The organism is Chamaesiphon sp. (assembly GCF_041738855.1).
In the GTDB taxonomy this organism is placed as follows: Bacteria; Cyanobacteriota; Cyanobacteriia; order Cyanobacteriales; family Chamaesiphonaceae; genus Chamaesiphon.
In genome coordinates, this window is record NZ_JBGSPA010000049.1 from 1 (window position 1) to 12,757 (window position 12,757).

The following is a 12,757-nucleotide window of genomic DNA, read 5'->3' on the forward strand; positions in this document are numbered from 1 at the left end:
ATTAACAAGATTAGGTTCCAGAGGATCTTCCCCCTTTCTACTGGCTGAATCCAGTAGATCCCCTTGGGTAGCTTGGATCTTAACTGAGCTGATTGCCAAGCAGAGATATCGAAACGCTCTGCTCTGATTGCAGCCTCAGAAAGAAATTTGAAGCAGCGGGATTTAGCTTTGGATGATGTTTTCATAGCTATGACGATCGTGAGATAATAGTGATGTTTTATTTTTTAGTCTTAATCAAAAGACTTAATTTAATTTTGTCTTTCGATTAATTCTTTTCTATTGCATAACTTAGCGAACGAACTGTTTAATCCAGTTAATTCACTGATGCAGTGACGGAATCGTCACGGTTTTTTAATATCTAATCTTTGAATAGAGACAATTAGTGGCAATCGTCAATATCGGCTTTGGCTGTTTTACTTGTGAGATGGGTTAGTAACAAATAAGCTTGGCAAGGCTGATAAGTATAACATAGTACACATTTACTATGATAGCAATAGCTATTTATTTTCTTTCCCGTTTTGGCAAAAAATCGATGCGATTGTATCGAAAAAGACTTGACAATTGCAGTTGCTATCTATCCTCTAAATTGCGATCGTTTATACTCAAAATCTAATCTGGAATGGGCAAATCCTCTGCTCCACTCTTAAAATCGGCTTATTGCCACAGCAGGCAGGTTTAGATCCGGCAATCTAGCGGCAGGATCGCCTGCTTATTGGCAAGATTGCGCCGCTGAATTTACTGTTAGATTTATTTAGTTCTGGGCGTTACCACTAATGTCTGCGTTAATATCCACAAACAAACACTCACGCTCGATTGCATGAGCGTAAGTTTTGAGCATGGTTTGCACGTCGTGACCTGTTTGCTCTGCCAGTTCGATCGGTTTTGCTCCACCGTGGAGGGCATGAGAGATCGCTGAATGCCTCATGTTGTAAGGTGGACGGTATCTGACATTACAACTGCTTAATATACTTCCCCAGATCCGGTTACAGAAGTTATGGTCATCGATTGCCCCACCTCTGGGGGCTGGAAAAACTAAATCATCTGGTTGAGGATTGAGGCAAGCGAATCTAGCCGCCAACATTTCTCTAATAGTGGCGGGAGGCTTGACGATCCGCTCTTGCTCAGTTTTGGTTCCTTTCTGGATGCCTCTGCTAATCGATGCGACAATCTCAGCCGTAGCGAAATCGGGGGTAATGTGTTTCCATCTCAACCCGGCGGCTTCACCTGGTCTGCAACCCGTATTGACCAAGAAAATAACGAAATCCAGGTAACACTTGTAATATTTGTGAGTGGAGAAAGCGACAAAAATAGCTTGCAGTTCCGCGATTGTAAAAGGATCTTTCCGTTTGGGTTTGCTACTTCCCTCGATCCGAGGGCGTGAAGCGAGACATTTTTCCCACGGATTAGGGTCGGCGATGTGATATTTGCCCTTGGCCCACTCCCAAGCCGCTCAGAGGTGATAGAGGTAAGTCTTAATTGTTTGCGGCGATGCTGACTCGCTCCACCTTACAACAACCTCATTAGCGACCGACTCGGTGACTTTCTCAGCGAGCTTGTCAGTTAGAAATTGCTCTAACTTGGAAGCTACAGCCTTGTAGCGATCCATCGAACCACGCGCCAATTCTTTCTTGTTTACCACCGCCTTAACGTACTTATCGAACAGTTCGACGGCGGTTATCTCGGTAGGATTCTTACCCAACTTGCGCGGTTTGTATTTCAATAGTGTGGAGTCGTAGTAGCCAGAATCAAGATCGATTCTAATCTCTGCCATCTTCCGTTCGGCTAATGCTCTACCGATTGAGTCATCTTTCACACCTAACGATAGTCTCACTCGCTGTCCCTGGTAGTACCAAACGAGTCTAAGCGTTTTGCCAGTTTGCTCGATCCAAATTTTCGCGTTCATATTTATGGGCTATTTTATGGGCTGGTAGACTCCACAAACCCGCCATAACAGCACATATTTTCCCGTACACAGACAGCAAAAATCGGCTCTCATGACATCGATTTGTCTGTTGAAAGCCTTACTCTGCTTATGTTATAACCCGAAGCCCTCAATGAGGCTTGAACTCATGACCTCTTCATTACCAATGAAGAATCAAAAAGTGATGAAATGCTTACAGTGCAAGGTTTTCAGAGCTTAGTTCAAATAGACAGTGGGTGAAGTAGTGGGAAGCACAGATTTTTACGCCACTTTACAGACCGCTGCTCGCTACATCAATTCAATGGGTAAGTATCCATAGCCTTACTTCACTGCTTCAAGACTTATTTAATTTCGATTTTAAATTAGCTGGAGCTAAGTAAACTACTGCTTTGCCAGTCTTTTTTGTCGATTGTACTAATAGGTTTAGCTCTACTAGTTCGTTCAAATATTTTCTAGCGGTATTACTAGTTATGCCAAAATCGGCACTCATCTGTTTCGCAGTAAATTCTCGACCTGGCGATCTCATTGCTTCCTTTAATATTTCTAATTGCTCTCGCTTCAATTTTTTTGATATTGGACTCTTGTCCACCCAGTCCATAAAATCATAAAAATCTTTCTGTTTTCTATCTACATACTCATTTAAAAGTTTAACTGCTCGACAGATAGTTTCGACCTGATTATAAATAAAATAAGTGATATCAAAGTCATCTGTTTCTGTGTAAATAAAAGACTTGTCATAGTCATTGCGTTTTTCTTGAATTAGCTTGCTAATTGAAACATATTCAAACAGCCAGTAACCAGATTTAATAATACTCCAATAAAAAAGTGCCCTTGCTGTTCTCCCATTACCATCGCCAAAAGGATGAATGTAGCCAATCATAAAATGTAAGATAATTGCTTTGACAATTGGATGAATAAAATTGTTTGGCTCTCTATCGCTATGGTCAGTGTTGGCAAAATCACACAAATGAGTCAGCCTGGATGGCAGAGTGTCCGCCGCAGGTGGATAAAAGGGATTTTCATTATATAAGTTTGTAATGACAATATTATCCTCCTGCCTCAGTTCTCCTGCTACTGCATTATTTTCAATTGCTTGATGAGTAGCAATCTCGTGTAGTTCTAGGATAAAATCGATAGACAATTCCTCATTTTTCTTCTCTATTGCTTTTGTCATTAACAAATAATTGTTGAAAATCATTTGCTGAGATTTATCTTTTGGCTTCAATCCTTTTTGGATCATTTCTTTGGCAATTTCTCTCGTGGTTGAAGATCCTTCTAGTTGCGCGGAAGTTATTGCTTCCTCGATCATCAAGCTTTTGACTAGATATCGACTTTTATCTTGAGTAGACATTAATAAACCGTCACTTATTTTACTACCACCACCAGTCAATCTGTCGATCAAGTGCAATTTTGCAGTCAATGAATTAGGTACACAGTAACTAAAGTATCGATCTCTGTCAGCTTGTAATGTTACTAAGCTTTTGGAGATTCCTTGGCGAGAAAGTTTGGTTGCTGTCCATGCAGCTACTTCGTCATCACCTTTCTCAACGCGCCATTTAAATTCATTCCAATGAAGATAATTACCGTCAGAGTTAGTACTTTTATACTTGCTCATCAATGAAATTGTTTCGGGCTTGAACTCCCTCATTAGCTCCACCAAAGGCTTGGAAACTCTAATCCTAGGCATAAGTATGTTTTGGGTTGAGCGGATTATCCTAGTATATCAAATCCTAGAGACGCAAAACGCAAAAAAGTAAATTTGCGTTTTATGTTTTGTGATTATTGTCTTTCTTGCTCAGAGAAACGATTTCAGGCAGATCGGATCGATTGCATGGTAGCGGAAATATTGTTATCTCATCAATTCTTTAATGCTAGTCATGGGTTGGTTGGGAGATAGGGTTTAAGGGCTTGCTTTCTTGTTGATGATTTTCAATTGTCTCTCTACCAAGCCTTTGTCGATACCCAATTTAGTCGCTATCGCCCTAATCGATTTACCCTCATCACTTAGCAGCTTAATATCATTGCGATATTTGTCAGCTTTACTTCCAGGTTTCCTACCAAACACTCTGCCCTTTGCCCGGGCGTTAGCTACCCCTGACTTAATCCGCTCCTGAATTAGGCTTCTTTCAAACTCAGCAAGCCCCGCCATAATAGTCAACATCAGATTACCAGCGGGGGTAGATAAATCGAACTGCATCCCAGTTTGAGCAATTAGGCTAACCTTCCAGCTATGCAAGTCATTAAGGGTATTGATAAGGTCGATCGTACTTCTACCCCACCTAGTCAATTCCGTTACTAGCACAGCGTCAATCTTTCCTTTCCGTGCGATCGCCATAATTTCCTTTCTCTTCACTCGATCGAGTTTCACACCCGATCCGAACTCACTCCAAATACCTACAACGTCATATCCTAACCTTTGGGCATATTCAACTAAATCCCTCTCCTGTCTCTCACAATTTTGGTCGTGAGTGGATACCCGACAATAAATCGCTACTCTCATCTGTCTTATTTCTCTATCTAATTTTTGCTGGCTGAAACCATTTCTGTGGCATCCCGATATTGGTGTCTTATCAGTGACCTCATTACTGAGACACTTCTATCCGATAGTATAACTTATTTATCGGATAAATTGTCGGATAGATTGACGTTCACCCTTTACCGGATAGAATGGAATAGTTACCGGATAAAAGGGAGTGTTATCGGATATGGGTAGATCGGGCGAGTCAGTGACAAGGTTAGATATCAGGTTCCCCAATGATATGTATGAAAAGCTTCAACAGCTAGCGGTTAAGGACGGGGCTAGAACCCACCATATTAGTCAAAAGGTGGAAGTATCCCCAACTGTCATCAAGCTGGTACAGTTCGCATTAGACACCCTTGCTGGGATATTACCGGATAACAGTGAAAATATACCGGATAGTTTATCGGATATACTCCTAAACAAATTATCGGACAAAACTGTTAGTGTATCCGACATATCCGATAAAAGGGTGGAAGGTATTGTAGACAGACGATTGAAAGAATTAGGACTATTCCCAGAGTGCCAAACAAGTGAGAATCCCGCATCCATATCGATCGAAGCTATCTACCCACCTTTATCGGATAAGCTTGAGTCTGTGCCGGATAATTTACCGGATAATGATGTTATAATATCGGATAATGGTGCATTATTACCGGATAGTTTACCGGATACTAAAAATATCCCCTCAGACGATTCGAGTAATTCTGAATCCATAGCTGAGGACGTGCAAGTTATCCCAACTGATGCGATCGAGCAAGTTAGCGGGGACATTCCATCATCATTCTCGTTCGGAGAGTTTCACGATTGGCTAGGATTGACCCGCACGGCTCGAAACAAGGTTAATGGTGATACTGCTATCGACTTTGCGAGAAGCCAGGGGCGGGGGAATTGGGCGATGTCTAAATCGTACAAGTTTACTATACAAACTGAGAATAATTGATCATGACAGACGAAACACAAGGCTTTAAATTTGAATCACATAAATACTATGGAGAGCAACTTAAACGTTGTCAGGGGCATCTAGAAGGGCTGAGAGCAGGTTTAATTAGTAAATACGCTAAATCCTCAACAAAGGAAGCTAGACAGCTTGAGCAAGCGATCGAGAAGATCAGATTAGTTCAAGTTTCACTTCATGGCAGACTATCGATCGAGTACGGTGAAAAGCCAGATGATGAACTATTGCCCGTTTACCTTGGGCGGCTATCTCAGAATACATAGATGATTTCCATCTATATCTAAGTCGCTAGCTTCGATAATAAAATACCCCTGACTCAATTACGAATCGGGGGTATTGCTTATTTATGGCATTCGGGAAACTTTGCTAGGCTTATGCTCCAGCATCGATCAACTGCTGCATGGCAGTAGCGACGGCGGTTAGATTATTGTGCATATCCCGTCTCACATAATGTAGAGAGGTTTAGTCTGATCTACTTGGAGATCGAAGGTGCTGAGGGTTTCTCTCATGGCAATCAGTTGTTCTGGGAAACCTGCTAGAGAGTCTAATTCGGATTGGGTGAATTTCATGTTTTATTATTACTAGTAATGTGTATGATCGTACCACAGAACATCACTCCCGCGTGTTAATTATTTGTTACTATGACTCACTTACGGCGGATATTGGGCATTGTTATCACTTTTATAAAAATAGACTAAAGGGCGGAGCAAATTGGCATTAAGCAAGCAATAACCCTCACTTGAACTACATACAGCTTAGTGGGGGAATCACTTTCTATGTGGCATCCTGAATGTAGTAGTGACCAGAATCACATACTACTAGTGACATCCCTTAGTTCTTATTAGCTCATTATTTTGTGAAAACAGACTAGTTCTTACCCGTAACGACTGTGTAGCAACCATTACAGGGAATATTGTCTAACAGTTTAGAGTTGAAAGATTCCCCAAAACTAGAACGTAAAACTTCTGGGAGAACGATCTGAGGGGAGATAGACCAGCGTGGCAGGGAAGCGATCGATACTTGGGATATGCTACAGGGCTAGTCGATCGAAGGTGATTCCCTAATCTCAGTGACCCCGAACGATATCCCAGAATTATCGATGTGAATTGGTGGAGATTTACCGATCTGGACTCGATCGACTCACAATCTTACACAGCTCAAGGTTATCCGCCGAGTATCTCCCAATGTGACCGTCTGACTTCCATCTAACGTGATAATCCCCAAAGCTATCGACTAACTCGATCGTCCCCACATCAGCCCCGTAGCAGTGGTAGAGGTCGGTATGAGTGACACAATCACCAATGGTAAAGATTCCATCATCAGTAAGGTTATTCGGCGGCGGGGAATCGGGGGAAGTCCACAGACCATACTTACCCTCACTGCCATCCTTCCCTATTGCCTCAAACTCCACTGGACTGAGTTCTGACAGTGACCGCCGGATGAATGTACCAAAGAAGATTTCTAGGTCTAGGGAAGCTTCATATATATAGTTCACACTGAAGTCTAAGGTAATGGCGGTTAGTTCGTCGATCGCGTCCTGTTTGACCAGTGAATCTAGCAGAAGCAAGCGATCGAGTAAAGGTAGTGGATCTACATTTACTACCCTAGAAATTGGAATTATCCCCTCTCCCCTGCTAGTTTCGATTGTCAGGGTGTCGCCATCGATCGATAGGACTTTGCACCCTAACCCAGCCGATCCATAAACAGTGGAACCGATTAATATTTTAGAATTCATCTTCTGGTACCTCGCGGATTGTTTTAGCTTCTCCCACTACTGGCAATGAGGTAAAAACAGCGTCAGCCGCGTCAGCCACGTCAGCCGCGTCCCACAAGTCTTTGGTAGAGTCATTTTCACGGCTGACGGGGTGGCTGACGCTGTTTTTATTATGTTTATCAGCCATTGGAGCCGCGTCAGCCATTGGAGCCGCGTCAGCCACCCCGTCAGCCACCCCGTCAGCCATCAAACCATTATCCTGTATAGAATTAGGTGCCTTAGCTGACGTGGCTGACGCGGCTGACGCTGTTTTTACCACCTTCTGGATGTAGATAATTCTTGATCCTTTTTTTCCTTCTCGAACATGTCCGATGTCTATTCCCCATTCCCTCAGATCGGGAATTGCTCGATTAAGCTTCAAAGAAAGACCGTAGGGTGTGCTTGGAAAAGAACGCGATTGAAAAGTAGCCCTGTCCGTAAGCCGCTCTAATTCATTCAATAGATTTGAAGCGGTACCTTTCCAGATTAATGATGTTTTAGATACCTCATCCATCAACTTAATAATCGATATATTGAGTGGAGATGATTCTAGAACTGTTTGTCTTGCCTGTTCGCGACTTTCATCAAAAGTCATCATGAATTCATCAGGTCGTAGATTTAAAGCTTTCTCACTCGCGATCGCAAATTTTGCGTAATCTGCCATGCGGGGAAGTTCTGGAGATTGAACGTGAGGTAGTTCGGCTAGTGTTTGGCTCAGTGCGGTCAACAATGCCCCTAAGATCCTCGGTCTTGATGATTCTACTTTTACGTTCAGCTCTGATTGGGGTAATCGCTTCTCGGCTGGTATTTCTGGCAATTGAGCCATCAATACTCGATCGGCTAAATCATCGCGAGTTACCAAAGCATCAATCGCGGTAATAATTTGGGGGCGGGTGAACTCAAAAGTAGTTTCTTCGTCAGTGGTATGTAGAGTGCGGGTACTGTAGCCGAATCCTGTGGCGATCCTGCATAAATCATCTGATTGGTCGGGGCTGATGTACCCTACGTTGTCATAGACCATTAACAGGCGGCGGGCAGCTGCTATTGCTAATTTGTGAGTGTCTCCCTGAAGCTTGATCAGACCAGCTTTGCCAGGATCTATCAAACTCTTGAGAATTTCGGCGGCGGCTGTTTTTCCACTACCTCGATGAGCTGTTAGAACCAGTATGGGGTAAGTCTTGTCAGGGCAGAAGCAAAAAAGCAAAAATGTCGCAATCATAACCCAAGACTGTCGATCTACATTTAGTAGATCCTTCAACTCATCCAGATTCCCCCCTTCAACTGGGTAAGGTAGTGGCAATAATGAATCTGGTCGCGAGAATCGAACAGGTGGCTCGGAAATTACCCGCCATCCAGTTGGATCGATCTCTACCGCTTTCCAGTCTGGGGTACCCAAATCTAGGTATAGTTTGCCTTGATGTTCGGCTGTTCTTAAATGAACCTCACGAGTTTCACCATCACAGATTGCAATCGCTTCCAATGTTGGGAATAGATCAGTAAGTACTTGTGGACTCAGCCCATAGCCAGCATCACGGTAAAATTCTCCCGTCAGCCACAACCGGAAAGATCTCGATCGAACCGCACAAGTCTGGCGACCACCTTCAATCGGGATGTCAGCATAAGCAACTTTATCGGCTGTGTGGAAGTAAGTCGCCAATTTAGCCAGCCTTAACGCCTTTGCCCCTGCTGTTTCATTCGACTGGTTATTACCTGATCCTTCACTTGTGGAACTGCCAGTATTTTCGCTACTCGTTTTAGGCTCTGACTTATTGCCTGTAGTTGCTGATACTACTTTCTTAGATGAACGATTACTAAATGATTGGTAGAATGCGCCCACCCCTTCTCTCGCAATTAAATCATCTACCCCTTTATGCTTTTCCCAAACCGTATCGGAAATTTTCGAGACTAATTTACTGCAATGATGTTTGAATGATGCCTTTGACTGCTTAACTCCATCAATAGCTTTTCTATTTTCATCAGGATTATCTCGATTCTCATCTCGATCTAAAGCCCAAACAATCTCAACATTTTTCTTTAGGAATGGTTCTAAGTCAGGATGAATAAGTTTGATAGCTTTGCCTTTGTCATCTAATTTATTCCCATACTTATCAGCTTTCTCCCCATCCACTGCCTTGACGTTGCTACCCCATCCCCACATCCCATTTAACCCAATGGCTAAATATCCGGCTGAGATAAGGCTACAGGCTTTTTTCGCGCCCTCTGTGATAATAATTTGGAGTGGTTTGTCTAGAGTTAGTACCCAATCCCAAAAGCCTGTATCTTCTACCGATCGGTCTGTTGGAAAAACATCGAACCTCTCAATATATTTGTCTCTGATTTCAAAATTAGTAGCAATTTCAAGCCCAATCTTGAATGTTACTTTTGGTATAAATAGTTGTAGATTACCCTTGCCAAAAACAGATAAATACTTAGCTTCTTTTCCGTTAAGCTTCAGTGGTGAATTTAGTTTGGCACATACCCCTTTATACCCTTCAAAACCCCAACTACCAGACATCAGGGCATTGACTAACTTTTGGGCATATTGACCCGCTGGCATTCCATTATTGGTGTGGTCGATCTCGATATCCAGTTTGTCAAAGAGATAATTTGCCCCTTCTTCATCGCCTGATTCGAGAGAGTAGAAATTTAGTTTTGCGATACCATCATCGATCGCACTATCTCGAAAGTCTTTTATGTGTTCTGGCTGAAAATTGGCTAAAGATTGACTGTAGCTGGTATTTTGAGAGTTAGGCATGTTAGATTAAGAAAGTTGTTTTTAGAAACCCCTGTTCCAGCCTTGAGCTAGTTTGGGGTTTCTTTGTATTTAGCTAGAAAGAGATGAAATCAATATCATCAGTGATTGCCACATCGAAAACTAGATTGTCGAGTTCCATCCCGATGCGAGTAAGCTCATCGGCAATAATTTCTGGTAGTCCACAACCTAGCCCCGATAAGTAATCTAGGATTACATCATGATGTTTTCGCTCGTAATAGTATCCCCGTGCTAATAGAGTCGAGAATATTTTTTCCCTCCCACAGCCGACAAGATCGCCGCGAGAAATAAGACAGCGTTTAATACTGCCATTCATTGACTCGAATTCAAGTATTAGTGCTGCTTGGTTTTCCTCTCGATTCTGTACAGAGGCAATCGCTATTAAATGTTTGCCAATATGAACTTGCAGTGGTTGACCCTTTACGATTTTCGTCTTTACTAAACCACTGTCGATTGAACTTGAGAATTGACGTTCAGAAATATTCATATTAATTATTTAAGGTAAATGGGGATGGATAAACAGGGATTAATACTCGATCGGCTGAATAATCGCAATTTCCAAAGCTCAGTTCATGCCAAACAGAGCCATCTTCAGACAGCAACGGGTTCCAGCCTTCCTTTGCTAGGTGTTTGAAGCCCAAAACAATATCTGTCATAGATTTTCCGCAAGGTTCGCTAGCAATGAAATTGTCACTATGCCATGTAATAATTCCGTCGTGATTAAGATATAGCAACCCCTTCCTGTCAATCCACCACCCGTCGCGCTTGGGCATAAAAGGCGTGAGGACGATCAAAATTGGTTTGTCGGTGGTGAGTGTTAGCTCTGTGATGGGAACTGTGGTTGTGTTCGATTTCAGTTTGGGTGCTGGCGTGTTGAGTATCATTCTGTAAAGCTAGTTGAGTGATTTTGAAAGTGTTAAACTGTACGACAATGTCCCTTCTTTAGGTTTGATTGCCGTACAGCGATTGATTCATGTTTGGGCTAGTTAACTCAGCTAACTGGAGTTCCCGCAAGAAAGACCAGTTACAGAGATAGTACAAATTAAAGACTCGTTTGAACATAATAATGTTTGATCGGGTCTTTAATTTATGCAGATTGAGGTAGGGTAGCGAGAAATTCATCGACTAATGCTTGGTGCTGAGGGCAATTTCCGTTGAGTAAATAAGATTGTAATAAATTCCAATTCCACGTAACTATTCCCCCTTTGGTGATCTGCAACCAATAAATTGAGCGCGGTAGTTTCTTTCTCAAGCTTGCCGATTGATATGAAGTGAACTGAATGTAGTTTTCGCAGATGAAGGCTTCTGTCATAAACACAAAGCGTCCTTTAGCTGTGAAATTAGATCTGTTTCTCATTTTTTTAACTAATTGATTTTGGTCGGTGAGTCGTTCTTGTATTGCTGGCGGGCGTTCAAGCGGCTACAAAACAACCATAACACACAAAAAATCGAAAGAGAATAAAAGTTTTGTGGGTCGGCAATTCAGCTTGCAGCGAGCCTATTGTCAGCGGTCAAGCCTTTGTCTAGGTACCGATAAGTAAAGTAGAAAACTTTGTATTTCAGGACAATGATTTCAGCTATTAATCAATTGTTTGGTATCGTAAATAGTTTCAAATTCAAGCATTACAGTTACCCAATACTACGTCTTGTTGTCTTAAAGCTACGCAATATTAATCCATATTGCGGAAGGTCATTGACAAGTTCCGAAAGCATTCACAAGGTGATACAACTGATTGGATGTAGAACCTTTGAAATGACAGATCCGTAAAATTTGGGCACTACAGTGACGAAAAAACATTGACGCGATTAAACGGGTACTTTAAAGGGGGTAAATAGCCCCTAGCTGCTTTGTGATTGACCAATATCCACAAACAGACATTCTCGATCGATAGCGTGGGCATAGGTACTCAATAGCACCCGCGTACTGTGACCCATTTGTTCAGCTAGCGCGATCGGATTAGCCCCATTTTTGAGGGCATGAGAAGCCCCGCTGTGTCTAAGTTTGTATGGCGATCGATACTCAATCTGGCAATCTTCCAAAACCGTCTTCCAAGCTCTAGCGCGAAACCTATGATCGTTAATGGGTAAACCCTTGGGGCTGGGAAACACTAGATCGTCTGGCTGTGGGGATGAACGATCGAACCTATCTGCCAGCATCGATCGAACGCTTGGGGATAGCTTAACTGTGCGAGACTTCCCAGTTTTAGTGCCCTTTTTATTCTGATGTCCACGGCTAATCGATTCCCCAATCCAAGCAGTGCTATAGCCTTCACCCAAATGTTTCCATCTCAAACCCGCCGCCTCACCGAACCGACAAGCTGAATGAGACAGGAATACAATAAATTCAGTGTAGTGAGAATAATGGGAGTGAGACTTAAACCCCTCGATAATTGCTTGTAACTCAGCAATGGTAAAGGGTTTCACTTGTTGTCTAGATTGCCCCTCATTGCCCCTAGAATGCGCTCGATCGAGACATTCCACCCAAGGATTAGAATCGGCGGTGTGGTACTTGCCCTTCGCCCACTCCCAGCAGAGTTTTAGATAACCCAAATAAGTCTTGATAGATTGGGTAGATGCAGACTCCGACCACTTAGCGATCGCGTCCTTAGCTGTAGCTGTGGTTACTTTCTCAGCTAGCTTGTCTCCCAATAACTGTTTGAGCTTTGAGGCGATCGCTTTCAGTCTACCGATCGAACTATGTGTAGCGACCCGCAATCATAAATCATCAAACCCGCAATCATCGCAAAATTGAACCCAGATTAATTGCAACTATCCGACGACTCAAACCCACATTAACTGCAACTGAACCCAGATTAATTGCAACCAACCCACAA

14 protein-coding genes are annotated in these 12,757 nt (G+C 42.7%); 2 read left to right on the top strand and 12 right to left on the bottom strand.

Annotation, left to right across the window (positions count from 1 at the left end):
- The 5 genes from ACEW9I_RS05365 to ACEW9I_RS05385 form a co-directional block, all read right to left on the bottom strand.
- On the bottom strand, positions 1 to 185 hold a 185-nt coding region (locus ACEW9I_RS05365), incomplete at its 3' end, for a hypothetical protein (protein ID WP_373539330.1).
- 566 nt (positions 186 to 751) lie between these two features.
- On the bottom strand, positions 752 to 1,417 hold the full coding sequence (locus ACEW9I_RS05370) for a tyrosine-type recombinase/integrase (protein ID WP_373539343.1): 666 nt from the start codon (positions 1,415 to 1,417) through the stop codon (positions 752 to 754).
- 33 nt (positions 1,418 to 1,450) lie between these two features.
- Entirely contained in the window at positions 1,451 to 1,903 is a 453-nt protein-coding gene (locus ACEW9I_RS05375; protein WP_373539331.1) for an Arm DNA-binding domain-containing protein, read from the bottom strand.
- 352 nt (positions 1,904 to 2,255) lie between these two features.
- Positions 2,256 to 3,608: a Fic family protein gene (locus tag ACEW9I_RS05380; RefSeq protein ID WP_373539332.1), complete on the bottom strand. Its 1,353-nt coding sequence runs from the start codon at positions 3,606 to 3,608 to the stop codon at positions 2,256 to 2,258.
- Between the two features lie 213 nt (positions 3,609 to 3,821).
- Positions 3,822 to 4,421, bottom strand: coding sequence for a recombinase family protein (locus ACEW9I_RS05385; RefSeq protein WP_373539333.1), 600 nt, complete (start codon positions 4,419 to 4,421; stop codon positions 3,822 to 3,824).
- Positions 4,422 to 4,680: 259 nt separating this feature from the next.
- Between ACEW9I_RS05385 and ACEW9I_RS05390 the strand changes: the two genes are divergently transcribed.
- Both ACEW9I_RS05390 and ACEW9I_RS05395 read left to right on the top strand, forming a co-directional pair.
- Positions 4,681 to 5,382 carry a hypothetical protein gene (locus ACEW9I_RS05390; protein WP_373539334.1) on the top strand — a complete coding sequence of 234 codons (702 nt, stop codon included), beginning with the start codon at positions 4,681 to 4,683 and terminating at the stop codon, positions 5,380 to 5,382.
- Between the two features lie 2 nt (positions 5,383 to 5,384).
- On the top strand, positions 5,385 to 5,660 hold the full coding sequence (locus ACEW9I_RS05395) for a hypothetical protein (protein WP_373539335.1): 276 nt from the start codon (positions 5,385 to 5,387) through the stop codon (positions 5,658 to 5,660).
- A 180-nt stretch (positions 5,661 to 5,840) separates the two neighbouring features.
- Here the strand turns inward: ACEW9I_RS05395 and ACEW9I_RS05400 are convergent, their stop codons facing one another.
- The 7 genes from ACEW9I_RS05400 to ACEW9I_RS05430 all read right to left on the bottom strand — a co-directional run bounded on the left by ACEW9I_RS05400 (position 5,841) and on the right by ACEW9I_RS05430 (position 12,638).
- On the bottom strand, positions 5,841 to 5,966 hold the full coding sequence (locus tag ACEW9I_RS05400; protein WP_373539336.1) for a hypothetical protein: 126 nt from the start codon (positions 5,964 to 5,966) through the stop codon (positions 5,841 to 5,843).
- Positions 5,967 to 6,514: 548 nt separating this feature from the next.
- Positions 6,515 to 7,132 (bottom strand): hypothetical protein, encoded by a 618-nt coding sequence (locus tag ACEW9I_RS05405; RefSeq protein WP_373539337.1) that lies wholly within the window; start codon positions 7,130 to 7,132, stop codon positions 6,515 to 6,517.
- Positions 7,122 to 9,905 (bottom strand): DUF3854 domain-containing protein, encoded by a 2,784-nt coding sequence (locus tag ACEW9I_RS05410; RefSeq protein WP_373539338.1) that lies wholly within the window; start codon positions 9,903 to 9,905, stop codon positions 7,122 to 7,124. The genes ACEW9I_RS05405 and ACEW9I_RS05410 overlap by 11 nt, the downstream gene beginning before the upstream one ends.
- Positions 9,906 to 9,978: 73 nt before the next feature.
- A complete protein-coding gene (locus tag ACEW9I_RS05415) occupies positions 9,979 to 10,410 on the bottom strand; it encodes a hypothetical protein (RefSeq protein WP_373539339.1) in 432 nt (143 codons plus the stop codon).
- Between the two features lies 1 nt (position 10,411).
- On the bottom strand, positions 10,412 to 10,807 hold the full coding sequence (locus ACEW9I_RS05420) for a hypothetical protein (protein ID WP_373539340.1): 396 nt from the start codon (positions 10,805 to 10,807) through the stop codon (positions 10,412 to 10,414).
- A 203-nt stretch (positions 10,808 to 11,010) separates the two neighbouring features.
- On the bottom strand, positions 11,011 to 11,280 hold the full coding sequence (locus ACEW9I_RS05425; RefSeq protein ID WP_373539341.1) for a hypothetical protein: 270 nt from the start codon (positions 11,278 to 11,280) through the stop codon (positions 11,011 to 11,013).
- A gap of 482 nt (positions 11,281 to 11,762) precedes the next feature.
- Positions 11,763 to 12,638: a tyrosine-type recombinase/integrase gene (locus tag ACEW9I_RS05430; protein WP_373539342.1), complete on the bottom strand. Its 876-nt coding sequence runs from the start codon at positions 12,636 to 12,638 to the stop codon at positions 11,763 to 11,765.
- Positions 12,639 to 12,757 lie beyond the last annotated feature (119 nt).

Excerpts from the sequence above, each read along its gene's own strand:
- ACEW9I_RS05375 (WP_373539331.1), bottom strand. The coding sequence starts at position 1,903 with ATGAACGCGAAAATTTGGATCGAGCAAACTGGCAAAACGCTTAGACTC.
- ACEW9I_RS05380 (WP_373539332.1), bottom strand. The coding sequence starts at position 3,608 with ATGCCTAGGATTAGAGTTTCCAAGCCTTTGGTGGAGCTAATGAGGGAG.
- ACEW9I_RS05385 (WP_373539333.1), bottom strand. The coding sequence starts at position 4,421 with ATGAGAGTAGCGATTTATTGTCGGGTATCCACTCACGACCAAAATTGT.
- ACEW9I_RS05390 (WP_373539334.1), top strand. The coding sequence starts at position 4,681 with ATGTATGAAAAGCTTCAACAGCTAGCGGTTAAGGACGGGGCTAGAACC.
- ACEW9I_RS05395 (WP_373539335.1), top strand. The coding sequence starts at position 5,385 with ATGACAGACGAAACACAAGGCTTTAAATTTGAATCACATAAATACTAT.
- ACEW9I_RS05400 (WP_373539336.1), bottom strand. The coding sequence starts at position 5,966 with ATGAAATTCACCCAATCCGAATTAGACTCTCTAGCAGGTTTCCCAGAA.
- ACEW9I_RS05405 (WP_373539337.1), bottom strand. The coding sequence starts at position 7,132 with ATGAATTCTAAAATATTAATCGGTTCCACTGTTTATGGATCGGCTGGG.
- ACEW9I_RS05410 (WP_373539338.1), bottom strand. The coding sequence starts at position 9,905 with ATGCCTAACTCTCAAAATACCAGCTACAGTCAATCTTTAGCCAATTTT.
- ACEW9I_RS05415 (WP_373539339.1), bottom strand. The coding sequence starts at position 10,410 with ATGAATATTTCTGAACGTCAATTCTCAAGTTCAATCGACAGTGGTTTA.
- ACEW9I_RS05420 (WP_373539340.1), bottom strand. The coding sequence starts at position 10,807 with ATGATACTCAACACGCCAGCACCCAAACTGAAATCGAACACAACCACA.
- ACEW9I_RS05425 (WP_373539341.1), bottom strand. The coding sequence starts at position 11,280 with ATGAGAAACAGATCTAATTTCACAGCTAAAGGACGCTTTGTGTTTATG.